Origin of the sequence: Campylobacter sp. US42a, assembly GCF_004379055.1 — a bacterium.
In the GTDB taxonomy this organism is placed as follows: domain Bacteria; phylum Campylobacterota; class Campylobacteria; order Campylobacterales; family Campylobacteraceae; genus Campylobacter_D; species Campylobacter_D jejuni.
The window spans coordinates 112,322-137,471 of sequence record NZ_RYYK01000003.1 but is presented as its reverse complement, the minus strand read 5'-3'; the positions used below and the strand labels follow the sequence as shown (position 1 = coordinate 137,471).

23 protein-coding genes are annotated in these 25,150 nt (G+C 30.4%); 14 read left to right on the top strand and 9 right to left on the bottom strand.

Features of this window, described 5'->3' with window-relative positions; all coding sequences use genetic code 11:
• Positions 1–2 precede the first annotated feature (2 nt).
• Entirely contained in the window at positions 3–653 is a 651-nt protein-coding gene (locus tag ELQ10_RS04115; protein WP_002866466.1) for a DNA/RNA non-specific endonuclease, read from the bottom strand.
• Positions 650–1,276: an endonuclease III gene (gene nth / locus ELQ10_RS04110; RefSeq protein WP_002921198.1), complete on the bottom strand. Its 627-nt coding sequence runs from the start codon at positions 1,274–1,276 to the stop codon at positions 650–652. Before nth ends, ELQ10_RS04115 begins: the two co-directional genes overlap by 4 nt.
• 80 nt (positions 1,277–1,356) lie before the next feature.
• On the opposite strand from nth, the gene peb4 reads away from it, so the two are divergent.
• The 5 genes from peb4 (at position 1,357) to ELQ10_RS04085 (ending at position 6,591) form a co-directional block, all read left to right on the top strand.
• Positions 1,357–2,178, top strand: a complete 822-nt coding sequence (gene peb4, locus ELQ10_RS04105; protein ID WP_002892290.1) for a peptidylprolyl isomerase PEB4 — start codon at positions 1,357–1,359, stop codon at positions 2,176–2,178.
• A complete protein-coding gene (gene fbaA / locus ELQ10_RS04100) occupies positions 2,178–3,242 on the top strand; it encodes a class II fructose-bisphosphate aldolase (RefSeq protein ID WP_002892292.1) in 1,065 nt (354 codons plus the stop codon). The genes peb4 and fbaA overlap by 1 nt, the downstream gene beginning before the upstream one ends.
• Before the next feature lie 94 nt (positions 3,243–3,336).
• Positions 3,337–4,779 (top strand): MotA/TolQ/ExbB proton channel family protein, encoded by a 1,443-nt coding sequence (locus ELQ10_RS04095; RefSeq protein ID WP_002866471.1) that lies wholly within the window; start codon positions 3,337–3,339, stop codon positions 4,777–4,779.
• Positions 4,776–5,729, top strand: a complete 954-nt coding sequence (locus ELQ10_RS04090) for an OmpA family protein (protein WP_002852313.1) — start codon at positions 4,776–4,778, stop codon at positions 5,727–5,729. The genes ELQ10_RS04095 and ELQ10_RS04090 overlap by 4 nt, the downstream gene beginning before the upstream one ends.
• Positions 5,716–6,591: a 1-aminocyclopropane-1-carboxylate deaminase/D-cysteine desulfhydrase gene (locus tag ELQ10_RS04085; RefSeq protein ID WP_002855258.1), complete on the top strand. Its 876-nt coding sequence runs from the start codon at positions 5,716–5,718 to the stop codon at positions 6,589–6,591. Before ELQ10_RS04090 ends, ELQ10_RS04085 begins: the two co-directional genes overlap by 14 nt.
• Here the strand turns inward: ELQ10_RS04085 and ELQ10_RS04080 are convergent.
• From ELQ10_RS04080 to ELQ10_RS04070, 3 genes are read right to left on the bottom strand one after another with little or no spacing between them, the layout of a single operon-like run.
• Positions 6,583–7,926: a sodium-dependent transporter gene (locus ELQ10_RS04080; RefSeq protein ID WP_002852070.1), complete on the bottom strand. Its 1,344-nt coding sequence runs from the start codon at positions 7,924–7,926 to the stop codon at positions 6,583–6,585. The genes ELQ10_RS04085 and ELQ10_RS04080 overlap by 9 nt on opposite strands.
• 50 nt (positions 7,927–7,976) lie before the next feature.
• A complete protein-coding gene (locus tag ELQ10_RS04075) occupies positions 7,977–8,645 on the bottom strand; it encodes an MOSC domain-containing protein (protein WP_134250232.1) in 669 nt (222 codons plus the stop codon).
• On the bottom strand, positions 8,642–10,345 hold the full coding sequence (locus ELQ10_RS04070) for a protein-disulfide reductase DsbD (RefSeq protein ID WP_134250231.1): 1,704 nt from the start codon (positions 10,343–10,345) through the stop codon (positions 8,642–8,644). The genes ELQ10_RS04075 and ELQ10_RS04070 overlap by 4 nt, the downstream gene beginning before the upstream one ends.
• A gap of 94 nt (positions 10,346–10,439) precedes the next feature.
• On the opposite strand from ELQ10_RS04070, the gene ppk2 reads away from it, so the two are divergent.
• The 5 genes from ppk2 to ELQ10_RS04045 all read left to right on the top strand — a co-directional run bounded on the left by ppk2 (position 10,440) and on the right by ELQ10_RS04045 (position 17,068).
• Positions 10,440–11,321: a polyphosphate kinase 2 gene (ppk2, locus tag ELQ10_RS04065; RefSeq protein ID WP_004316448.1), complete on the top strand. Its 882-nt coding sequence runs from the start codon at positions 10,440–10,442 to the stop codon at positions 11,319–11,321.
• Between the two features lie 8 nt (positions 11,322–11,329).
• A complete protein-coding gene (locus tag ELQ10_RS04060; RefSeq protein WP_134250230.1) occupies positions 11,330–12,520 on the top strand; it encodes a M20 family metallopeptidase in 1,191 nt (396 codons plus the stop codon).
• A gap of 78 nt (positions 12,521–12,598) precedes the next feature.
• Positions 12,599–13,771 (top strand): efflux RND transporter periplasmic adaptor subunit, encoded by a 1,173-nt coding sequence (locus tag ELQ10_RS04055; RefSeq protein ID WP_134250229.1) that lies wholly within the window; start codon positions 12,599–12,601, stop codon positions 13,769–13,771.
• Complete coding sequence (locus ELQ10_RS04050) at positions 13,771–15,696, top strand: ABC transporter permease (RefSeq protein ID WP_134250228.1); 1,926 nt, start codon at positions 13,771–13,773, stop codon at positions 15,694–15,696. Before ELQ10_RS04055 ends, ELQ10_RS04050 begins: the two co-directional genes overlap by 1 nt.
• Position 15,697: 1 nt before the next feature.
• Positions 15,698–17,068 carry a TolC family protein gene (locus ELQ10_RS04045; protein WP_134250227.1) on the top strand — a complete coding sequence of 457 codons (1,371 nt, stop codon included), beginning with the start codon at positions 15,698–15,700 and terminating at the stop codon, positions 17,066–17,068.
• Between the two features lie 2 nt (positions 17,069–17,070).
• Here ELQ10_RS04045 and ELQ10_RS04040 read toward each other — a convergent pair whose 3' ends face one another.
• From ELQ10_RS04040 to ctf, 4 genes are read right to left on the bottom strand one after another with little or no spacing between them, the layout of a single operon-like run.
• Entirely contained in the window at positions 17,071–18,249 is a 1,179-nt protein-coding gene (locus ELQ10_RS04040; protein ID WP_133401628.1) for an SGNH/GDSL hydrolase family protein, read from the bottom strand.
• On the bottom strand, positions 18,236–19,246 hold the full coding sequence (locus tag ELQ10_RS04035; protein ID WP_134250226.1) for a GDSL-type esterase/lipase family protein: 1,011 nt from the start codon (positions 19,244–19,246) through the stop codon (positions 18,236–18,238). The genes ELQ10_RS04040 and ELQ10_RS04035 overlap by 14 nt, the downstream gene beginning before the upstream one ends.
• On the bottom strand, positions 19,247–20,623 hold the full coding sequence (locus ELQ10_RS04030) for an MBOAT family protein (protein ID WP_002876670.1): 1,377 nt from the start codon (positions 20,621–20,623) through the stop codon (positions 19,247–19,249).
• A 42-nt stretch (positions 20,624–20,665) separates the two neighbouring features.
• Positions 20,666–21,169 carry a non-heme ferritin gene (ctf, locus tag ELQ10_RS04025; RefSeq protein ID WP_002852256.1) on the bottom strand — a complete coding sequence of 168 codons (504 nt, stop codon included), beginning with the start codon at positions 21,167–21,169 and terminating at the stop codon, positions 20,666–20,668.
• Between the two features lie 179 nt (positions 21,170–21,348).
• Between ctf and ELQ10_RS04020 the strand changes: the two genes are divergently transcribed.
• Genes ELQ10_RS04020 through pstB form a run of 4 tightly spaced genes read left to right on the top strand, consistent with a single transcriptional unit; the run spans position 21,349 to position 25,090 of the window.
• Positions 21,349–22,344, top strand: a complete 996-nt coding sequence (locus ELQ10_RS04020) for a substrate-binding domain-containing protein (protein ID WP_002825033.1) — start codon at positions 21,349–21,351, stop codon at positions 22,342–22,344.
• A gap of 9 nt (positions 22,345–22,353) precedes the next feature.
• Positions 22,354–23,268 (top strand): phosphate ABC transporter permease subunit PstC, encoded by a 915-nt coding sequence (pstC, locus tag ELQ10_RS04015; RefSeq protein WP_002784291.1) that lies wholly within the window; start codon positions 22,354–22,356, stop codon positions 23,266–23,268.
• Positions 23,265–24,353: a phosphate ABC transporter permease PstA gene (gene pstA, locus ELQ10_RS04010; protein ID WP_134250225.1), complete on the top strand. Its 1,089-nt coding sequence runs from the start codon at positions 23,265–23,267 to the stop codon at positions 24,351–24,353. The genes pstC and pstA overlap by 4 nt, the downstream gene beginning before the upstream one ends.
• The gene (gene pstB / locus ELQ10_RS04005; protein ID WP_002776307.1) at positions 24,350–25,090 is read left to right on the top strand and encodes a phosphate ABC transporter ATP-binding protein PstB; all 741 of its coding nucleotides are present in this window, start codon (positions 24,350–24,352) and stop codon (positions 25,088–25,090) included. The genes pstA and pstB overlap by 4 nt, the downstream gene beginning before the upstream one ends.
• The last annotated feature ends 60 nt before the right edge of the window (positions 25,091–25,150 follow it).

The window sequence follows — 25,150 nt, the reverse complement described above, 5'->3', positions numbered from 1 at the left end:
CCTTAAAATTTATCACAATTTATTTGATACTGTTTAATATTTTCATCATTTACTTCATGGTTTGGTACTTGATAGCATTCTTTAAATTTCGGAGTTTTAATAATTTTTACATAAAAACTTGGTATAGCAATACGGTTTTTAATGTATAGTGGTTCTTTATCGTAAAGTACTAAATTTAAAACTTCGATACTTTGAAATTTGAAAGCCAAATTTCTTTCTCTTTGCTCGATTTCATTCCAAATTTTATTATTTATTTGAGCAATTTGTGGGGTAATATTACTCATTAAAAATACTGAATTTTGAGCAGCTTTACTAAAACTAAAAGAAGCATTAGGCGCAGTGTGTCCTCGTGTGTAACCACTGTTTTTATAATCACTCCAAGTAGTGCGGTATTTTTTAGGAATATTTGTATCATCTTCAAAGCGAGGGCGTTTTTTGATTTGTTTATCTTTTAAATTTGAAGCTTCTACTTTATAAGCAACGGCTTTTGTGCCTTTGAGTTTATAATCATAGCAATTTAGATAAAAAAACTTATCTAAGATTTGCGAGCAATTTATATTGTTAAAATAAGAAGAAAAATCAGCACTAGGTTTGTAAGATTCTAAGGCAAAAATATTAAGAGATATAGCGAGTAAAAAGATGAAAATTTTCATTTAAGTTCCTTATCTTTACTTTTGCAAAGATGATTTAAAAAACATTCTTTACATAAAGGTTTTTTAGCTTTACAGGTGTAGCGTCCAAAAAGAACCATGGCTTGATGAAGATAGTTAAGATTGTCTTTAAAAATACGTGTTAAATCTTCTTCTGTAGCTTCTGGAGTTTTTGCTTTGCTAAGTCCTAAGCGGTGAGAAACTCTAAAAACATGAGTATCTACAGCCATGAAATTTGCTCCGCACCATTCTATTAAAACTACATGAGCGGTTTTTTGTCCTACGCCTGCTAAGGATTTTAATTTCTCTTCTTCAAGGGGAATTTCTCCGTCAAAATTTTCACAAACTGCTTTTGCCATTTTTATAAGATTTTGTGCTTTATTATTAAAAAATGAACAAGTTTGTATATAGGTTTTAAGACTTGATAAATTTGCATTTGCAAGGGATTTGATATCAGGATAAGCTTTAAAAAGATCAGGAGTGATGAGGTTAACTCTTTTATCAGTGCATTGGGCTGAAAGCATTACGCAGACTAAAAGCTCATATAAATTTGAAAATTTAAGCTCTGTTACAGGCTTGTCAAAATGTTTTAAAAAAAGTTCTTTGATTTCTAAATTTCTTTTCATTTTTTAATTTTAGTTAATTAGCTTTAAACCAAGTTTAGATATAATTGATTTTATATACATTTTATTAAAAAGGAAACCTAATGAAAAAATTTTCTTTAGTCGCAGCAGCTTTGATTGCAGGTGTAGCTTTAAATGTAAATGCAGCTACAGTAGCCACTGTTAATGGCAAGAGCATTAGTGATACAGAAGTAAGTGAATTTTTTGCCCCTATGCTTAGAGGACAGGATTTTAAAACTTTGCCAGATAATCAAAAAAAAGCTCTTATTCAGCAATATATTATGCAAGATTTAATTTTGCAAGATGCTAAAAAACAAAATTTAGAAAAAGATCCTTTATACACAAAAGAACTTGATCGTGCAAAAGATGCAATACTTGTTAATGTTTATCAAGAAAAAATTTTAAATACTATTAAAATTGATGCGGCTAAAGTTAAAGCTTTTTATGATCAAAATAAAGACAAATATGTAAAACCTGCAAGAGTGCAAGCAAAACATATCTTAGTAGCGACAGAAAAAGAAGCTAAGGATATTATTAACGAACTTAAAGGTTTAAAAGGTAAAGAACTAGATGCTAAATTTAGTGAGCTTGCTAAAGAGAAATCAATTGATCCAGGTTCAAAAAACCAAGGTGGTGAGCTTGGTTGGTTTGATCAATCAACTATGGTAAAGCCTTTTACAGATGCTGCTTTCGCACTTAAAAATGGTACTATTACTACAACTCCAGTAAAAACGAATTTTGGTTATCATGTAATCTTAAAAGAAAATTCGCAGGCTAAAGGTCAAATCAAATTTGATGAAGTAAAACAAGGTATTGAAAACGGACTTAAATTTGAAGAATTTAAAAAAGTTATCAATCAAAAAGGCCAAGATCTTTTAAATAGTGCTAAAGTGGAATATAAATAATGGGTGTTTTAGACATTGTAAAAGCAGGGGTGATTAGCGGAGATGAGCTTAATAAAGTTTATGACTATGCTAAAGCAGAGGGTTTTGCTATCCCTGCTGTTAATGTTGTAGGAACTGATTCTATTAATGCAGTTTTAGAAGCTGCAAAAAAAGTTAACTCTCCAGTTATTATCCAGTTTTCAAATGGTGGGGCAAAATTTTATGCAGGAAAAAATTGTCCTAATGGAGAAGTTTTAGGTGCAATTAGTGGGGCTAAACATGTGCATTTACTTGCTAAAGCTTATGGTGTACCTGTGATTTTACACACTGATCATGCTGCAAGAAAACTTTTGCCTTGGATTGATGGGCTTATTGAGGCAAATGCACAATATAAAAAAACCCATGGACAAGCTTTATTTAGTTCTCATATGCTTGATCTTAGCGAAGAAAGTTTAGAAGAAAATCTTAGCACTTGTGAAGTTTATCTTCAAAAACTTGATGCTTTAGGTGTTGCGCTTGAAATAGAACTGGGTTGTACAGGTGGCGAAGAAGATGGAGTGGATAATACAGGTATTGATAATTCCAAGCTTTATACCCAACCAGAAGATGTAGCACTTGCATATGAAAGACTTGGAAAAATTAGTGATAAATTTTCAATCGCAGCAAGCTTTGGAAATGTACATGGAGTTTACAAGCCAGGAAATGTTAGTTTACAACCTGAAATTTTAAAAAATTCGCAAAAATTTGTAAAAGATAAATTTGCTTTAAAAAATGATAAACCTATAAATTTTGTATTTCATGGTGGTAGCGGTAGCGAGCTAAAAGATATTAAAGATGCAGTAAGCTATGGCGTAATCAAGATGAATATTGACACGGATACCCAGTGGGCTTTTTGGGATGGGGTGCGTGAATATGAACTTAAAAATAGGGCTTATTTGCAAGGACAAATTGGAAATCCAGAAGGTGATGACAAGCCAAATAAAAAATACTATGATCCGCGTGTTTGGTTAAGAAGCGGTGAAGAAAGTATGGTAAAGCGTCTTGAAATCGCTTTTGAAGATTTAAACTGTATAAACAAAAACTAAGCATTTTAAAGGCTTAGTTTTATTTTGTTTTAAAAATTTTTATCAAATTAAGTAGCAATCTTTAAAATAAAATTTTTAATGAGGTATTGGTTTCATGGATATTAAATCAGATGAAATTTCAGAACTTGTTTTGCCTGAAGGCAAAGACGCAAGAGGTTCTTTGGTTTATTTTAAAATTATTTTTATTCCAGCTTTTCTTTATATTTTGATTTTATTGGGTTATTTTAATGTAATTGACTTTAAGGTTGAATTACATACGGTTATTATGACAGGTGTGATTTTTTTTACAGCATTGATTTTTGCTAGACATAGTGCTGAGTATGCGTATAGTATTTTTGAACAACAAAAAGATGAATTTAAACAGGCTTTAAAAAGACATATTATGAGGCATTTTCTTGCCATAGGGAAAGACACGAAATCAAATGCCAATTTTGATGACTTTGCTTATACATATATTAAAGGTGCAAGAAATGAGAATTTTGCTAGTATAGGTTCGGCAATTTTTCCAATGATGGGAATTTTAGGAACTTTTATCAGCATAGCTTTTTCAATGCCAAATTTTAGCTCTAGTGATACAGCCGCTTTAGAACAAGAAATTGCAGATTTGTTAAGTGGAGTAGGAACTGCTTTTTATGTTTCAATTTATGGAATTTTTCTTGCATTATGGTGGATGTTTTTTGAAAAATATGGTAAAAGTAAAATAGATCGTTTGCTAAATCGTCAAAAAAACGCTACAAGTGGATTTTTTTGGACAAAAGAAGAGCTTGATCAAAGATATTTAACCGAGAGTTTGCAACATTTTGAAAAAATTGGAGCAATTTTTAAACAAGTTAGTAATGATGATTTTTTTGCAGAGCTTGATCATGCTATTGATAGAAAATTTGGTATTTTCCAAGATATGCTAAATGTAGAAGAAAAGGCTATTAGATTAAGTAGTGAACACATCAAACAAACCATGGGTGAGCTTAGTAAAGCACAAAGAGATCAACGCGATCTTGGAAAGCTTTATAGTGAAATGTTAAATGGTATAGGTTTGCTCAATCAAAATTTAAAAGAAATCAATACAAGAATGTCAGAACAATATAATCGCTTGCTCGATATCAGTAGTGATAAAATTCATCATCTTGATAAGACGCTAAGTGCATTCGATGAAAAAGTAGAGCGTTTTGGTAAAAATTTTGAACTTTATGAAAAAGCAATGTTGGAAAGTCAAGAAAAGGTTTTTGAGGGATTTAAAGCAAGCTTGTTTGAAGGTATGCATAAATTTAAAGAAGTATATGAAGAAGAAAAAAGTATCGATGCTAAAATCAAAATGATGGATGAGCTTAAAAAAGAAATGAAAGCACTTGATGAAGAAACAAGTCAAATGATGAGCAAGCTTTCTGGGGATGAAAATCAGAATAAAGAAAATGAAACCAAACAAATAGAAGATTTTTCAGAGTCTAAGACTGAAGAAAATCAAGATGAAATTCAAGCAGAAATATCTAAGCAAGAAAGCAATGATGAGTTAAAAAATGAAGATAAAGAAAATAAATGAAAAATGAGTCAAAAGAAGATAGCAATTTTTGGATAGCTTATGCTGATTTAATGGCAGGATTGCTGTTTGTTTTTATTTTGCTAATAGGTGCTATTGTTGTAAAATATGTTTTAACTCAAAGTGATTTAAAAGAAATCAAAGATAATCTCAATAAACAAGAGGCACGCTTAGAGGAGAGTAAAGAAGAGCTTAGAAATAAAGAAGCCATAGTGTTTAAACTAAGTTCTGATTTAAACAATGCTTCTAGTGCTTTAAATCTTGCTAATTCTCAAAAAGCAGAATTAGAGGCTAATATTACAAATTACAAGCAGTTAAGTAAAGATTTAAACTCAACTTTAGATAATAAAGATAAGCAAATTTTGATTTTACTAGGTCAACTAGAGAAAAAAGATGAAGAGCTTAAAAATTTACAAGAAGATTTTCAAAAAGCTAAAGAAAAGGTGCAAAATCTTGGTTTGATTCGTGAAAATTTAAGCAAGGAATTACAAAGTAAGCTTGATAATAATATCACTATAGATGAAAAGACAGGATCTATTTCTTTGCCTGCTGAAGTACTTTTTGATAAAGATTCTTATGTGTTAAAAAATGAGGCAAAGGCAAGTTTGAGAAAAATCTTAAGCGAATATTTTGATGCTATTCTTGAAGATCCAAAAATTTTTTCTAACATTGAAAATATCATTATTGAAGGACATACTGATAGTGATGGATCTTATATTTATAATTTAGATTTGTCGCAAAAAAGAGCTTATGAGGTGATGAATTTTATCTATACTTTTTATAAGAGTGATAAGCTTCAAAAGCTTTTAATGGCAAGTGGACGTTCTTTTTCAGATCCTGTGTTTGTCAACGGAGTTGAAGATAAGGATAAGAGTCGTCGCATAGAAATAAAATTTAGCATTAAAAATGATAATGCTTTAAAAGATGTAGAAAAATTCTTTGAATTTCATTAAAACAATTAGTCCTATACAAAAAATCAATTTTAACGGATTTGAATTTTATATTAAAAGAGATGATTTATTAGGGGAAATTAATGGAAATAAAGCTAGGAAACTTGCTTTTTATATCCATCAAAGATATCCTAAAAATCAATCTTTTGTAAGTTATGGAGGAAGCCAAAGTAATGCTTTGGCGGCATTAAGTATTTTTGCTAAACAAAGATCATATAAGCTTGTTTTTGCTTGTGAAAAAATTTCTACTTTTCTTAAGAATAATCCTTGTGGAAACTATGCTTTAGCTTTAGAAAATGGTGTTGATTTTGTAGAAAATATCCATTCTTTATCCTTAAAGCAATTTGCTTTGTCTTTGTGTAAAAAAGATGATATTTTTATAGAACAAGGCATAGCTAATTTAGAAGCTCAATATGGCTATATGGAACTTGCTCAAGAAATTCAAATGCAAAGTCAAAGTTTAAAGCTTGATTTTGATATTTTTTTACCTTCGGGTACAGGCACTTCGGCAGCTTTTTTGGCAAAGTATTCTAAATTTAAAGTATTTACTTGCGCTTGTGTAGGTGATATTAAATATCTTAAAAAACAAATTTTAACATTAGATCCAAGCTATGATTTTTCAAATTTAGAATTTTTAACAAGTGATAAAAAATATCACTTTGCTAAGCCGTATAAAGAATTTTATGAGCTTTATATGGATTTAAAGTTAAAGTGCAATATAGAATTTGACTTGTTGTATGATATTTTAGGATTAAGTATAGCATTAAAACAAGAGTGGAAAAAACCATTGCTTTATATACATCAAGGTGGAATTTTAGGAAATTCCACTATGTTAGAGAGATATAAATTTAAAAAATTAGTTTAAAATTCCATAGATAAAAATGATTAAAATAATCAAAGGTACTATATATTTTACATAATAAAACCAAATTCCAAACCATGAACTTTTAAGTGTATTGTTATTGCTAAGTTCTTTTAGACTTTCTTGTTTGCCTAAAATCCAACCTACGTAAATGCAGCAAAAAAATGCAGTTAAAACAAACAAAATATTTCCACTAATGAAATCAAAACTATCAAAAATGTTTTTTCCTTTGATGATAACAATATCACGCCAAGGCCCATAAGTTAGAATACAAGGAAGATTACCAAGTATGAAGATAAATCCTAGAGTTAGGTTAATAGAAAGATTTTTAGAATATTTAAATTTTTCTTCTAATACGCTAATAATAACTTGATAAATTGGTAAGCTTGTGGTTAAAGCTGCAATCAAGAGTAAGACAAAAAATAAAATACACACAATGGTGCCAAAATGGATATGAGAAAATGCTATAGGTAAAGTTTCAAAAACCAAAGAAGGCCCGCTATCTGGAGCAAGTCCCGCTGAGAAAAGTGCTGGAAAAATCATAAAACCAGCCAAAACAGCTATGATAGTATTTAAAACCCCTGTATAAATAGCGGTTTTTGCCATATTTTCATTTTTATTAAGATGAGATGAAAGTGTTATCATTACCCCAAAACCTAGGGATAAAGCAAAAAAGACTTGTCCTAAAACATCGATTAAAAGTTTTGGTGATAAAATTTTACTAAAATCAGGTTCAAGATAAAATTTAACTCCAGCCATAGCTCCATCAAGGGTTAAATTGCGTCCTACAACAATAATAAGACAGATAAATAACAAAGGCATTAAAAATTTTACGGATTTTTCTATACCATCTATAATGCCTCTTTTTAAAATAATATAATTAATAATTACAAAAACAGTGGTAAAAATACCAACTCCTAAAGGATTGAAGGCTATTTTGTCGTTAAAAAACTGATGAGTAAATTCTTTGCTTACTACATTGGCAAGACTAAAATTCCCTAGGGTTAATTCCCAAATATAAACTAAAACCCATCCTCCAAGTACCATGTAGTAAGCCATTATGCCAAAGCTTCCTAAAAGTCCCATATATCCAATACTTTGCCATTTTTGTTTGAAAGCATCTACGCTATTTGTCATCGCTTTTCTGCCTATGACATTTTCAACTAAAATAACAGGAATGCCTATGATAATCATAGCTATACAAAAAACTAATACATAAGCACCGCCACCATTTTCTCCTACAAGATAGGGAAAACGCCAAGTTGCTCCAAATCCTATGGTTGCTCCAGCAACTGTTAGAATATAAGTTAGTGTGCTACTCCATGTTTGTCTTTGCATGATTATCCTTTCAAAAAAGAATTATTTTACCTAAAAATAACTTTAAAAACTTATAAGCTATCCATATAGCTTATATCGTAAGTATTTTTTAAGCGTTTGTGTATCGTTTCGTGCCAATTTTGAGATATGAGAGAGTTTAATTTTTCTAATTTATCTAATAAATTCGGATTTTTCTTAAGAATTTGATGTGGGGAATAAAAAAGTTGATTGAGTTCAAATACACTAAGTGAAGTAGAATTTTTTTCTAAAATTTTAATGTTTTCATGCTTTCGTATTTGTCCAACTTGTAAAACTTTATAATACCATCCACTCAAGCCCGTTTTAAAAATTTCATGTGTAAAATTTGGATTATTGTGAATTTTAGAAATTTTTACACAAGGTTTTCTAGGTTCGCTTACTTGCAGTATTGCATTTGAAATTTGATGTATATCACCTATGCAAACATTTTGTTCACAAAGCCCATCGATGCTCAAATTTTCACCCATTGAGCCAAAATTTAGCTTTTTATTAAGAAATCTTTCCCATATAGGATAGTTTTGACAAGAGTTGGCAAAAATAGCCTTATGGTAGCCTCCATGATGAATTTTATCAGCTATTTGATCATCTAAAATACCTAGAAAATCAATTTGTGTTTCTTCTAGGTAAGTATCTTTAATAAATGCGCTTTGGAAATTTTTATAGTTTTTAATTTTCCCTATTTGCAAACTTTGAATTTTCATGGTTCTAGTTTTTTTAATAAATCATCAGCACTGATAAAACCCGTGATTTTTAATTTTTCTTTTCCATTTTCAAAGAAAATTAAAACAGGTGGGCCAAAAACATTAAATTCTTTCATGGTTTTAATTTGTTCATTATTATTTTCGCTTACATCAACTTTGATAAGTTTGTAATTTTGCATTTTTTGTATGATTCTTTCATCGCTAAAGGTTAATTCATCTAAAAGTTTGCAATTTTCACACCAAGATGCAGTAAAATCAAGCATTATGGGCTTTGTATTTGTTTGTATTTCTTGCTTTAATTGTTCAAAATTGTTGATATAATCATAGCTTAAAGCAGGTTTTGAGGCAGATATAGTATTGAAATTTAAAGGATTTAAGAAATTTTTAGCCCCAAAAAGTCCCCCTAGGAAAATACTTAGAGAATAAGCTAAAATAAGAATTAAAATACTTTTTTTAATTTTAGAAATTATTGTAAAACTTTTTTCAAAAATTCCCATAAAAACACTAAAAAATACACCTAAAATTCCATAGGCAATTAAAATGTAATTTTCTTCAATAATTCTAGAAAGTATCCAAATAGCCATAGCCAACATAACAAAACCAAAGAAAATTTTTACTTTTTCCATCCAAAAACCAGGTTTAATAAAACCTAATCCTAAGCCTATGAAAAGCAAAGGTATACCCATACCAAAACTCATGATAAAAAGTGCACTACCACCTAATAAAGCATTGCCTGTATTGGCTATATAAATTAAAGCACCTGCTAAAGGAGCTGCTACGCAAGGACCTACTATTAAAGCAGATAAAAATCCCATGATGGCTATACCTACAACTCCCTTCCCTTTTTCGCTTTTTTTATGTATAAAGGTTTGAAATCTTAATGGCAATTCAAAACGAAAAGCTCCAAACATAGCAAAAGCAAAAGCTATGAAAATTAGAGCAAAAAGAATTAAAATAATAGGTTTTTGTAAAATTCCTTGAATACTTGCTCCTAGAAAACTTGCTATAACTCCAGCAATAGCATAGGCTAAAGACATGAAAAAAACATAGATAAAAGAGAGAAAAAAACTATATTTTTTTGAAAATTTAGCATTACTTTTTGCTACAATAAGAGAAGATAAAATCGGAATCATAGGTAAAATACAAGGTGTTAAGGAGAGTAAAAGTCCATAGCCAAAAAAACTTAGCAAAATCCAAAAAAAGTTATCTGTTGCTAAAAAATTTGCTATAGAGTTTTCTTCGGATTCAATTTTAGTTTTTTTATCTGTTTTTTGAGCTTTGTAAGGTTTTGAAATTTCAAAAGCATCTTTTTTAGAAATGAGATCAAAGTACCAAGTTTGAGGATTATAACACAAGCCTTGTTCAGAACAGCCTTGAAATTCGAGTTTGATTAAATTTGTGGTATTTTTTGCAAAGCGCTCTAGTAATAAATTTGGCAAAGCTAAATTTAATTTTTGATAATAAACATTTTCATTACCTCTTGTAGAACTTTGAGGTAGATTAATCAAAGAACTTATATCTTTTTCATTTATATATAATTTAAGTTTATTAGAATAAAGATAAATATCTTTTCCAAGTTCAATATCAATTGAGATAGAGTTATTATAAGAGTTTGATTTTACATTAAAAGCTTCATTTAAAGACAATATAGAAGCAAAACATAAACAAAAACTTAATAAAATAATACCAAAAATACGCATAAATTTCCTAAAAACTTATTTTTTCCTTTATTTTTAGCTTCAATTATAATTTATTATGGTAAATTTGCTTTAAATACTTTATAAAGGTTTGAAAATGCAAGAAAATAATTCTCCAAAAACGCAAGCGGCTGTTAAAAAGAATGAAATTTATGTTTCTGTTAAAAGAAAGAAAAGTACAATAGAATATGAAAAAGATTTAAAGAATTTGCAAATTGAGCTTTTGAAATTTCAAAATCATGTTAAAGCCAAAGGTTTAAAGGTTCTTATACTTATAGAAGGGCGTGATGCGGCTGGAAAAGGTGGAGCGATTAAACGTTTGATTGAGCATTTAAATCCGCGTGGTTGCCGCGTTGTGGCTCTTGAAAAACCTAGTGATGTGGAAAAAACACAGTGGTATTTTCAGCGTTATATAGCACATTTGCCCTCGGCCGGTGAGATTGTGATTTTTGACAGATCTTGGTATAATCGTGCAGGAGTAGAACCGGTTATGGGTTTTTGTACACCGCAACAACATAAGGATTTTTTAAGAGAGGTGCCTTTATTTGAAAATATGATTTCAAATAGTGATATTATTTTTTTTAAATTTTATTTTTCAGTATCAAAAGATGAGCAAAAAAAACGTTTTGAAAAACGCCGAAGTGATCCACTTAAACAATATAAATTATCTCCTGTGGATCAAAAATCACAAGAATTATGGGATAAATATACTTTAGCTAAATACTCTATGCTTTTAGCATCTAATACTCCAACTTGTCCTTGGACTATTATTTCTTCTGATGATAAGAAAAAAGCAAGATTAAATTTATTGCGTTTTATACTTTCTAAGGTAGAATATCCAAATAAAAAAACTGGAGATTTTTCCAAAATTGATACCAAATTAGTGCGTAGTGGAGAAGAAGAAATACGAAAAATGGAGGCGAATTTGGAAAAACTTGACAGTAAAAAAGCAGATGAGAAAATAAAAGATTTAGATTAAGGAAAAGAATGCAAAAGCTGGTTGAAAATTTAGTACTAAAGTACTATGATAAAGTAGTTGATTTAAGACATCAAATTCATATGCATCCTGAGCTTGAATTTGAAGAAGAAAACACAGCTCATTTAGTGTGTAAAATTTTAGATGAGTTTGGCATTAAATATCAAAAAAATATTGCAAAAACAGGAATTTTAGCTACTATAGAAGGAAAAAAGAAGAGTCAGAAAAAACCAAAATGCGTTCTTTTAAGAGCGGATATGGATGCTTTGCCTGTGCAAGAAAAAACTAATCTAAGTTATGCTTCAAAAATTGATGGTAAGATGCATGCATGTGGACATGATGGACATACAGCAGGACTTTTAGGAGCTGCTTTGATATTAAATGAGCTCAAAGATGAATTTTGTGGCACGATTAAATTTATGTTTCAGCCCGCAGAAGAGGGAAGCGGTGGAGCTAAACCTATGATAGAATCAGGTGTATTGGAAAATCCTTATGTTGATGCAGTTTTTGGTTGTCATTTATGGGGGCCTTTGCTTGAAAATACTGCTCAAATTGTAAGTGGCGAAATGATGGCTGGAACGGATATTTTTGATTTGGAATTTATTGGCAGAGGAGGGCATGGAGCTCATCCGCACACTTGTATAGATCCTATAATTATGGCAACGCAATTTGTAAATAATATACAAAGTGTTGTTTCTAGGCGTTTAGCCCCTTATGAAGCAGGGGTGATTACCGTAGGTCAAATTTGTGCAGGAACTACTTATAATGTTATTCCTGCAAATGCTTATTTAAAAGGAACTGTGCGCTTTTTAAATGATAAAACACAAGATATTTTACAAAGTTCTCTAGAAGAAGTGGCTGCTGCTACAGCAAAATCTAATGGTGGAGATTATAAGCTTAAATATACTAAAGAATTTCCTCCATTGATTAATGATGAAAAAGCTGCTTTGATAGCAAGAAAAGCTTTTGCAAAGGTCTTAGGAGAAGAAAATATCATTGTTTCTTCTAAACCTGACATGGGGGCTGAAGATTTTGCTTTTTTAACACGAGAAAGAATGGGAGCTTATGTGTTTGTTGGAATTTCAAAGGATTTAAATCATCCAGCTTTGCATCATAGTTCTACTTTTTGTTGGGATGATGAAAATTTAAAAGTCTTAATGCAAGGTGATGTGATGATGGCTTTAGAATTTTTAAATTTATAAAATAGAATTAAAAATTCACAAAAAATTCACAAAAAATGAGTAAAATTTAATCTTGATTTTTCTTTAGGATTTGTTATTATGAAAAAGAAGGTTATTTTAATCGTTTTAATTGCAATACTTGGAAGTGTTGGGGCTTATTTTATTTTTTTTAATAATGATGAAAAAATCAGCTATTTAACTCAAAAAATACAAAAAAAAGATATATCTCAAACCATAGAGGCAGTAGGAAAGGTATATGCCAAAGATCAAGTCGATGTAGGTGCTCAAGTTAGCGGACAAATTATAAAACTTTATGTTGATGTAGGAACCCATGTAAAGCAAGGTGATTTGATCGCTCAAATTGACAAAGATAAACAACAAAACGATTTAGATATTACAAAAGCTCAGCTTGAAAGCGCTAAGGCTAATTTAGAGAGTAAAAAAGTTGCCCTTGAGATTGCGAATAAGCAATATCAAAGAGAGCAAAAACTTTATGCAGCTAAAGCAAGTTCTCTTGAAAATTTAGAAACTCAAAAAAATAATTATTATACTTTAAAAGCCAATGTTGCAGAGCTTAATGCTCAAGTAGTTCAGCTTGAAATCACTCTTAAAAATGCACAAAAAGATTTAGGTTATACAACCATTACTGCTCCTATGGATGGTGTTGTGATTAATGTAGCTGTAGATGAAGGACAAACAGTTAATGCTAATCAAAACACTCCTACTATAGTCCGTATAGCTAATTTAGACGAAATGGAAGTAAGAATGGAAATAGCAGAGGCTGATGTGAGTAAGATAAAAGTAGGAACAGAGCTTGATTTTTCTTTGCTTAATGATCCTCAAAAAGCTTATCATGCTACTATTGCAAGTATAGATCCAGCTGATACTGAAGTGAGTGATTCTAGCACAAGCTCAAGCTCATCAAGTTCGAGTTCTTCAAGCTCAAGCTCATCAAATGCTATTTATTATTACGCAAAATTTTATGTAGCCAATAAAGATGATTTTTTGCGTATTGGTATGAGTATACAAAATGAAATTGTTGTAGCAAGTGCAAAGGCTGTTTTAGCAGTGCCAACTTATGCAATTAAAAGTGATCCAAAAGGCTATTATGTTGAAATTTTGGAAAATCAAAAAGCTGTTAAAAAATATGTCAAACTTGGCATTAAAGATTCTATCAATACTCAAATTTTAGAAGGTGTAAATGAAAATGAAGAATTGATAGTAAGCTCAAGTGCTGATGGCTTAGCTCCTAAAATGAAGTTGAGATTTTAATGATTTTTCTTAAAAATATTTGCAAGAATATAGGCGAAAATGCCATTTTAAAAAATGTAAGTTTAAGTATAGAAAAAGGTGAATTTGTTGCCATTATAGGACAAAGTGGAAGTGGTAAAACTTCACTTTTGAATATCATAGGAACATTAGATACACCAAGTAGTGGAACTTATGTTTTTAATGAGTATGAAGTCACTAAACTTAATAATGATGAAAAAGCAAGATTAAGGCGTGAAAAAATAGGCTTTATATTTCAAAGATACAATCTTTTAAGCTTGCTGAGTGCTAAAGAAAATGTCTCTTTACCTGCAGTTTATGCGGGAAAAAATTTACAAGAAAGAAGTCAAAACGCTAAAAAACTTTTAAATGATTTGGAACTAGCTCATAAGTTAGATTCTAAACCGAATGAATTAAGCGGAGGACAGCAACAACGCGTTTCTATAGCAAGAGCTTTGATGAATGGCGGAGAGCTTATTTTGGCTGATGAGCCAACGGGAGCTTTGGATAGTAAAAGTGGTATTATGGTGCTTGAAATTTTACAAAAACTTAACGCACAAGGTCATACTATAGTCTTAGTAACTCACGATCCAAAAATTGCAGCACAAGCTAAAAGGGTTATAGAGATTAAAGATGGAGAAATTTTAAGTGATACTAAAAAGGAAAAAGCTCAAGAAAAACTCACTTTAAAAACAATGCCCAAAGAGAAAAAAACACTTACTTTGCTTAAAAATCAAGCCTTTGAGTGTTTTAAGATAGCTTATTCTTCCATACTTGCACACAAACTTCGTTCTATTTTAACTATGCTTGGAATCATCATAGGTATTGCTTCTGTAGTTTGTGTTGTAGCTTTGGGATTGGGTTCTCAAGCTAAGGTGCTTGAGTCCATTGCAAGACTTGGAACAAATACTATTGAAATTCGTCCTGGAAGGGGTTTTGGAGATTTGCGTTCAGGTAAAACAAGGCTTAATTTTAGTGATTTAGAAACGCTAAGATCCCTAGAATATTTAGAAGCAGTTGATGCTCATTCAAATACTTCAGGTGTGGCAACTTATACCAATATTTCTTTAAGCGCAAGAGCTGAAGGAGTGGGGGTAAATAATTTTGCTATAGAAGGTTTAAGGATAGATGCGGGAAGAATTTTAAATAATGATGATGTAAAAAATAGTACCAATGTTGCTGTGTTAGATTTTAACGCTAAAAAAAATCTTTTTCCTGATGAAAAAAGTGAAAATATTTTAGGTCGTGTGGTGCTTTTTAATTCTCAACCTTTTAAGATTATAGGAGTTTTGCAAAAAGATACAGACAAGCCTATAGAAGATAATGTAGTGCGTCTTTATATACCCTATACAACACTGATGAATAAGCTTACAGGAGATAGAAATTTGCGTGAAATCATAGTTAAGGTTAAAGATGATGTGAGTTCAACTTTGGCTGAAAATGCTATTATAAGAATTTTAGAAATTAAACGCGGACAAAAGGATTTTTTTACTTTTAATTCTGACACCTTTAAGCAAGCTATTACAGCAAATAAACGCACTACAACGATACTTACCGCTTGTGTGGCTATGATTGCTTTGATTGTTGGGGGTATAGGAGTGATGAATATCATGCTTGTTTCTGTAAGTGAAAGAACAAGAGAAATAGGCATACGCATGGCTATAGGGGCTAGAAGAGAAGATATTATGATGCAGTTTTTAATCGAAGCGGTTATGATTTGTACTATAGGGGCGATTTTAGGTGTGATTTTATCGATTTTTGTTATTTTTGCTTTTAATACTTTAAGTACAGATTTTCCTATGATTTTAAATGCTTATTCTGTGCTTTTGGGACTTTTAAGTTCTATGTTTATCGGTGTGGTTTTTGGTTTTTTCCCTGCAAGAAATGCAGCAAATTTAAATCCTATTAGTGCATTATCAAAGGAATGATATGAAAATAATACTTAGCATTTTTTTAGCATTTTTCTTGAGTGCTTGTGGTGCAAAACTTAGCTTGCCTAAAGAAGTTGATTTAACTCAAGAACAAATGAAAGATTTAAATCTCACTTATGATTGGTATAAATCCTATGATAATGCAAAATTAAATGAATTTCTAAATTTTGTTTTATTGAATAATAGTGATATTAATATTGCTAGAAAAACTTTGCTTTCAGCTTTAGCTAGAGCTGATTTGATTGATTATGATTTATATCCGACTTTAAGTGGAAATTTGGGTTTTGGTGGAGATAAAGATTTAAATTCAGGCAAACAAAGTAAAAATTTCAATCATTCTTTAAATTTAAGCTATGAGCTTGATATTTATGGAAAATTAAGAGATAGTGCAAGTGCGAGTGAATTTAGTGCAAAAGCAAGTGCTTATGATCTTGAAAATTTAAAAATAAGCATGATCAATACAGCTTTAAATGATGTTTTTGAGCTGGCTTATTTTAACGATGTAGATAAATTACTTCAAACTTATCTTTCAAATTTAGAACAAATGAAAGAGCTTTATAGCTATAAATACAAGTTTGGAAAAATAGAAGAATTAGATCTTTTAAACATAGAGCAAAGCTTATTAAGAGCTAAACAAAATTTATTAAGCAATGATCAAAATCGTAATTTACTCATAAAAAATTTACAAGATTTATTGGCAAAGCAAGAAGGTTTTATTTATATAGAGTATTTTAAAACTTTATCTTTAAACGATTTTAAAACCTTAAGTCCTGATTTTAATATACCTTTAAAAGCTTTAGCCTACCGTGCAGATGTGAGATCTAAACTCAATAGTTTAAAATCTGCCTTTAAAGATTATTCTTCTATGCAAAAATCTTTTTTGCCTAGTATTTCTTTAGGTGGAGCATTAAGCGGGAGTGATAAAAAAATCGATGATAGTTTTAAATTTGAAATTTTAAGTGGCAATGTTAAGATTTCTTTACCTTTCTTAGATTATGGTAGAGTAAAGCAAAATATCAAAATTTCACAATTTACTTATGAGCAACTTTTAATTTCTTATGAGCAAGTCTTGCAAAGTGCGATGAATGAATTTGCGTTAAATTATAAAGATTATCAAAGTAACACCTTGCTTTTGCAAAATTTGCAAAATATTAACATTAAACAAGAGCTTATCACTAAGGCGTATTATGAAAAATATATTTTAGGAAAAAGTGAATTAAAAGATTATTTGGATGCAAACAATACTTTAAATTCTACCCAGCAAGAATTTTTAAGAGCTAGATTTAATCTTTTAAAAACCATTAATTCTTACTATCAAATCACAGCTTTAAGTTTTAATGATGAAAACTTAGAATTTCCTAAGTATTAAATTTAATAATCAATGATATTTTTTAAATCCTCGAGTAACTTTTTAGCCATCAGCTCATAGCCTTTTATAGTAAGATGTACATCATTGAGCGAAAGCTTTTGTTCTATCCATTTGTTTTTTCCTCCACTATCTTGCATAAACTGATGCATATCAAAAATAAGAGTTTTTTCTTCTTTAGCAACTTCATATAATGCTTTGCGTATGGTAAAAAAATCAGGAGCAAGCTTGTAGTTTTTACCTTGTTTTTGAACTACAGTTGGTGGAGAGATTAGCATGATAACAGCGTTTTTATTGTAAGTTTTTAAAATACTAATCCATTTTTTTAAATTATTTTTAAATTTTTGTTTTTCAAACCCTTTAAAGAGTGCATCATTAGAACCATAGGCAAGAATAATTAAATCATTGTGTAAAAGTCCTAGTTCTTTTTTTACAACTGTTTGATTCCAAGAGAGCCATAAATCACTTTTGGCACCATTGATTGCAATGGTATCTAAGAAAATATTATTATCTTTATTTGTGATGAAATATCCTCCTAGCTCAGCATCCTTTTGCAAGGCTGAAATTTGCAAAGGAAGATCAAGTTCTAGTTCTTTATAAGACCATTTATTAATTTGTGTAGTTCTTAACTCATAGCTTTGGTTTTTTGCATCTTTGATGCTAAAAGCATTGGTATTTTGCTTGGCTTTAAATAAAAATCCTATCTTGAATTTTTTTTTATCTAAGGTTGTATCAAGGTTGATTTTTGCGCCTTTGATTTTTGCTTTGGCTATTATCCCACCTAGTGGAAAATTATGTCCAGTATTAGCAGGATTTCTTGAGTTTAAAATTTCAAAGTTTTTATAAGAATAAACAAGATTAAGATTTTGTTGATATTTGGGCTGTAGAGGATAGGCAAAACCTATAGAGTTAGAGCGGATTAAATATCCTCTTATGACACGCGGAAAGAAATCAGCCGCCATATGAGAATCTCCATAAATTCTAATTCCTATGTTTTGATTTTTTTCTAATTTTTTTTCTAGATTTTTAAGATCTTTTTTTGATACATAACTTGTTAAAGCAGAGTGATTTTTGTTTTGATTGAGTATGGAATCTATTGTGTCATTTGTATTTAAATTTTGTGCATAAGAGCTAGTAAAAATAATAAAAAACAATAAGATAATTTTAAATTTATTTACTAGCATTTTCTTCCTTAAGTTTTATGTGTTCTAATAAAAGTTTAGACATTTCTCTTGCGCCACTTGGAGTAAAATGAACCCCATCATCTGTTCTTACTTTTATACTTCTATTGTTTTCATCTTTTATATAAGCTGAGTATTCATCATTGACACTAAAAAATAGCTTAGTGTTGATAAAAATTTCTTTATTTTTAAGAATTTCATCGCTGTAAATTTTATTGAGCACTTGTATTTTTTTGTTCAAATCTTCTTTTTTTACAGGAGGGATTTCAAACCAAAAAACTTTGGCTTTATGTTTTTTAGCGATTTTAATGATTTCATCTACACGATTTGTATAAATATCTATCCAAGAAGGGGAGCCAAAACGATGGTAATTTCCTCCTTTTTTAATATCCCAAGGATCATTAGCGCCAAGAAGAACAACAAGATATTTAATATTTGAGTTTTTAACAAAAGCTTCATTGGTGGCTTTTGACCAGTCAAAATAGGATTTATAAGAAAGGCCTGTATTTTGTTTACTAAGATCGGTTACCTTAAGATTTAAATTTCTTAAATCTCTATTTAAGGCTATTGCAACACCTTGCATTAAAGAATCTCCGATAAATAAAAACTCATCTCCATTTTGTAGCTCTAATTTGGTATTGTCGATAAAACTAATATTTGCATCTTGGATTAAGGTTAGATTTGTTTCTTTATGAGAAGTGTTTTCATCATTTTCTAAAGCGTTTAGAACTTTATTTATTTTACTTAAGTTTTCATCTGTTGATTTACTTTCTTGATTTGTAGTTTCTTTATTGGTTTGAGGCAAGGGTTCGTTGCTTAAAATTGCACGAATTTGTTCTAATTTAATTTTGAAGCCATTGGCTTCTTTTAAAAGATCATTATGAGGATAGAATGCAAAGTGATATTTTTGTTCTATATAAGAGCTAATACTCTGATTCATAACTACAACAACCAAGCCAAGCACTATAATCAAAATGAAGAAAAATCTAACTACACTCATCTAAAAACTCGAATAAATAAAATCAGGAATTCCATCTGGCATAAAAGCAAAAACCAAAAGTAAAATAAAAGCTATGATAAAAGGTTTTAGCAAAAATGGAGTAAGATTTAAAATCTTAATGCAATATTCTTTAAAATTAATAAATAAAGGATAGACCATAAAAAGAACCCCAAAAGCAACCAACATATAAATATCGTTATAAGATGGAATTTGGAAGAAATTATAATAACAAGCTTTAAAATATTCTATTGCATCTTCTAGATTTTTGCTATAGTAAAAGAAAATCCAAGTAAAACATACAAATTGAAAGGTTAAAAATCTTCCTAAAGCTGGAATTTTTTGTAAACTAAATTTGCTTAAAGCTAGCAAATGTATAAAAACTATGCCAATGCCATGCAATAAACCCCAAACAATAAAAGCAAGTGTATTGCCATGCCACATACCTGAAAGTATAAAAGCGATGAGTATGTTAACTATAGTGCGTGGCATTCCTTTTCTATTGCCCCCTAAAGGTATATAGATATAATCTCTTATAAAGGTTGAAAGACTGATATGCCATCTAGCCCAAAAATCTTTTAGGTTTTTTGCAAGATAAGGCATGTTAAAGTTAGGCGGAAGGGTAAAACCTAACATTAAAGCAAAAGCACAAACTAAATCAACATATCCGCTAAAATCGCAGTATATTTGAATCGCATAGGCGTAAATTGCGCTTAAAAGTTGTATGAAATTATAAGATTGTGGAAAGTCTAAAATACTTTTAGCATAAATTCCAAGGTAATTGGCTATTAAAACTTTTTTAACTATACCAAAAACAAGCAAGATGATGATTAAATTTGCATGTTTAAATTCGCGTTTTTGATAGGCCTGCTCAAAGAAAAAAGAACTTCGCATAATAGGCCCTGAAAGTAGTGTTGGAAAAAATGATAAGAAGGTTGCTAAATTTAAAAAACTTTCTAAACGGCGTTTTTGATAAACTTCCACAAGATAAGTGATAGAAGTAAAAGTATAAAAACTAATTCCTATTGGTAATACTAAATCAATATTTAAAAATTCTAAACCGAAAAAATTTAATATCTCATCAACACTTCCTTTGATACTAGGAAAGTATTTAAAAAAACATAAATTTAAAATAATAAAAGCCATGCAAGTAGCGAAAATATAACGCTTGCGACGCACAAAAATTAGCAAGGCAAAATAGTGTATAAAAAAGGTATATATAAATAAAACCAAGGCGAAATAAGGATTGATTAAAATATAAATAATATAAGAGAAAATTAAAATTAAAATATTTTGTATTTTGTAATCATTTTTAAAAGTCCAATAAATAGCAAAAAAAGCTATCATTAAAATACTAAATTCTAGAGAAAAATAAGTCATACCTTCAATCCAAAGCGAGATTTGCCCATAGTAGGGCAAAGATTATTTTTTTCTGCTTAATGCAATATTTTTGATGTATTGATCAGCTAAATAAAGTCCATTTCCATGTTCTCCGATTAACTTAATCTTGTCAACTATACCGCGGAAAAGTGCTTCTTCTTCGTGTTGTTCGCTTACATACCATTGTAAGAAATTAAAAGTAGAATAGTCTTTATGTGTTAGCATGTGTTCAACTAAAGTATTGATTGACTTTGTGATAAATTGCTCATGTTCATAGGTTTTTTCAAAAACATCAAGTAAAGATTTGAAATTTTGTTCAGGCTGTTTTACTTCTTGAAGCTCTACATGAGAATCTGTCTCATTAAGATAAGTGATAAGCTTTTTAGCATGATCGCTTTCTTCGCTTGCATGTGCAAACAAGAAGGCTCCAGCTCCATCAAGACTGTTTTCATAGCACCAAGAACTCATACTAAGATATAAGTTTGCTGCATACATTTCTTTGTTTATTTGTTCATTGAGTAATTTTACAACTTCTTTAGAAAGCATTCTTATCTCCTTATTAAAATTTAAAATGTTTTATAATGATATATTATTTTTTTAAAAACAAGCTAAATTTTTTGATAGTTAAAAATTATATTTAAGAAAAATACAAAATAAAAAATGTTTCCAAAATGTTTCCAAGTTTTTTTAAACTTCCATTACTTTTTTAAAGTTAAGGAGAAAAAATGAAAAAAATTCTATCTTTAAGTGTGGCAAGTCTTGCACTTTGTGGTGCTTTAAATGCAGCAGATTTAAAAATCGCAGGTTCATCGACTGTGTATCCTTTTACTTCTTTTGTAGCTGAAGAATACGCTTCGATTAAAAATACAAAAACTCCTATAGTAGAGAGCTTGGGAACAGGGGGTGGATTTAAGGTATTTTGCGAAGGAACTACTGATATTTCTAATGCTTCAAGACCTATGAAATTAAGCGAATTTGAAACTTGCAAAAAAGCAGGAGTAACTGACATAGTAGGGATTATGATAGGCTATGATGGTATAGTTTTAGCTCAAAATAAAACCAATGCTCCATTAAATATCACAAAAAAAGAACTTTTCTTAGCATTAGCAAAAGAAATTCCACAAAATGGAAAACTTATACCAAATCCTTATACAAACTGGAATCAAATCAATAAAAATTTACCAAATCGTAAAATTAGTGTTTATGGTCCACCATCAAGTTCAGGAACAAGAGATACTATAGAAGAGCTTGTAATGAGTGATGTGTCTAAAAAAATTCCTGAGTATAAAGGTGAGTATAAAACCATACGCCAAGATGGTGCTTATATCCCAAGTGGCGAAAATGACAATCTAATCGTTTCAAAACTTACTATTGATAAAGATGCTTTTGGAATTTTTGGTTATAGCTTTTTGGTAAGCAATTCAGACAAAATCAATGCTGCTAATATCGATGGTGTTACGCCAAGCGAAGAAAGCATCGCAGATGAAAAATACGAACTTGCAAGAAGTTTGTTTATTTATATCAATGCTAAGAAAAATCCAAAAGAAGCCTTTGAATTTGCAAAAATTTATATGAGTGATGATTTGGCAAAAAGTGGTGGAGAGCTTGAAAAAATAGGACTTGTTCCTTTAAGTGATGATAAATTAAAAGCTTCTCAAAAACATGTAGAAGATAGAAAAATTTTAAATGATGAGCTTGTAAAAGCTGGAAAAGTTTTTTAAGGAAAAACTTTGCTAAAAGAAAAAATAATCAAATTTGCACTTTTTTTATGTGCTTTTGTAAGCGTGATAGTAAGCTTTGCTATCATGCTTACAATTTTAATTGAAGCTTTAAAATTCTTTCAAAAAGAAAGCGTTGTTACCTTTTTATTCTCAAGTCAGTGGGCAGCTGATGCAGCTTTTATGAATGCAGATGGCACGAGTAAACAAGGTGTTTTTGGGGCGCTATCGCTTTTTTGGGGAACTTTTTATATTTCATTGATTGCTATGCTAACGGCTTTACCTTTAGGGGTTATGTGTGCTATATATTTAGGTGTTTTTGCTGGCAAAAAATCTAAAAATTACTTAAAACCTATTTTAGAAATCATTGCAGGGATTCCTACTGTTGTTTTTGGATTTTTTGCGGCTATAGTCGTAGCGCCTTTTATAGTGTGGTTTTTTTCTTTATTTGGGATACAGGCAAGTTTTCAAAGTGCTTTAGGCGCAGGTTTTATCATGGGGATCATGATAGTACCTATAGTGGCTTCTTTATCTCAAGATTGTATCGAAGCAGTAAGCGAGAAAAGGATTAATGGCGCTTATGCTTTAGGTATGACAAAAAAAGAAGTGGTTTTTGCTGTGATTTTACCTGAGGCTATTCCTGGTATAGTTGCAGCTTGTCTTTTAGGACTTTCAAGAGCCTTAGGCGAAACTATGATAGTGGTAATGGCAGCTTCTTTGCGTCCAAATTTAACGATGAATTTTTTAGAAGATATGACAACAGTAACGGTAAAAATCGTAGAAGCTTTAAGTGGAGATCAAGCTTTTGATAGTTCTTTGGCTTTGAGTGCTTTTTCTTTAGGTTTGGTGCTTTTTATCATCACTTTAATCATCAATATGTTTAGCGTTTATCTCATCAATCGCTTTCACAAAAGGAAAAATTTATGAAAAAACTTTTTAAAAAAAGACAAAAAGCTTCAAAGTCTTTTAAAAGACTTTGTAAAATGGGGCTTTATATTAATTTAATTTTTCTTTGTATCTTTTTAGGAAGTGTGGCTTATCTTGGATTTCCTGCTTTTAAGCAAACCTATATTTTTGTAGAGGCTAATAGAAATTCTCCTGCTTATGATCTTTTATCTCGCGCTGAGCAAAGAAAGATAAGAACAGGGCAAATCACTGAAAAAACTTGGCTTTTGGCAAATTCAGAAGCGGATCAATATATGAAGCAAAAATATAATCGCCTTAGTGAAAAACAAAGAACTTTAGTCGATGATCTTGTGCAAAAAGGCGAGATAGAGCTTAAATTTAATAGCAATTTCTTTTTAAATGGGGACTCAAAATCTCCTGAAAATTCAGGAATTTTATCTTCAGTTGTAGGGACTTTGCTTGTTATGCTTGTTTGTATGGTTGCGAGTGTTCCTATAGGCGTTGCAGCGGCAATTTACTTAGAGGAATTTGCGCCACAAAATATCCTTACACATTTTATAGAAGTGTGCATTAACAACCTTGCAAGTATTCCAAGTATCTTGTTTGGACTTTTAGGACTTGGAGTGTTTATCAATCTTTTTGGAATGCCTCGCTCAAGTGCTTTAGTGGGTGGGCTTACTTTGGCGATTATGAGTTTGCCTATTATCATTGTTTCAACCAAAGCAGCTTTAAAAAGTGTGGACATTAACATGAAAAATGCCGCTTATGCCTTAGGCATGACAAAGGTTCAAATGGTAAAAGGCATTATGTTGCCTTTGGCTATGCCTATGATTTTAACAGGTTCTATTTTGACTTTAGCGCAAGCTATAGGAGAGACTGCACCTTTGATGATTATCGGTATGATAGCCTTTATCCCTGATGTAGCTAGTTCTATTTTTGATCCAACTAGCGTTTTACCTGCTCAAATTTACTCATGGTCGGCTATGCCAGAGCGTGCATTTTTAGAAAGAACAGCAGCGGGTATTATTGTGCTTTTAGGACTTTTAGTCGTGTTAAATCTTAGTGCGATATTATTAAGAAAATATTTTCAAGGAAAATTAAAGTGATAGCAAAAACAACAAATTTAAATTTATTTTATGGAAAAAAACAAGCTTTATTTGATATCAATATGCAAATAGAACAAAACAAAATTACCGCACTCATCGGTGCTTCTGGATGTGGTAAATCCACTTTTTTGCGTTGTTTTAACAGAATGAATGATAAAATCGCAAAAATCGATGGTTTAGTGGAAATTGAAGGAAAAGATGTTAAAAATCAAGATGTAGTAGCCTTGCGTAAAAATGTAGGCATGGTTTTTCAACAACCTAATGTTTTTGTAAAAAGCATTTATGAAAACATTTCTTATGCACCAAAACTTCACGGTATGATTAAAAACAAAGATGAAGAAGAAGCTTTGGTGGTGGATTGTTTGCAAAAAGTAGGGCTTTTTGAAGAGGTTAAAGATAAATTAAAGCAAAATGCCCTAGCTCTTTCAGGCGGACAACAACAACGCCTTTGTATTGCAAGAGCTTTAGCAATAAAACCTAAGCTCTTGCTTTTAGATGAGCCAACTTCCGCACTTGATCCTATTAGCTCAGGTGTTATAGAAGAGCTTTTAAAAGAATTAAGTCATAATCTTTCCATGATTATGGTAACGCACAACATGCAACAAGGCAAACGCGTGGCTGATTATACTGCATTTTTTCACCTAGGTGAGCTTATAGAATTTGGTGAAAGTAAAGAATTTTTTGAAAATCCAAAACAAGAAAAAACCAAGGCTTACTTAAGCGGTGCTTTTGGATAATAAAACCGCTATTTTTAGCGGTTTTATTTTAAGAAAAATTTGTTAAAATTTGCCTTTTAT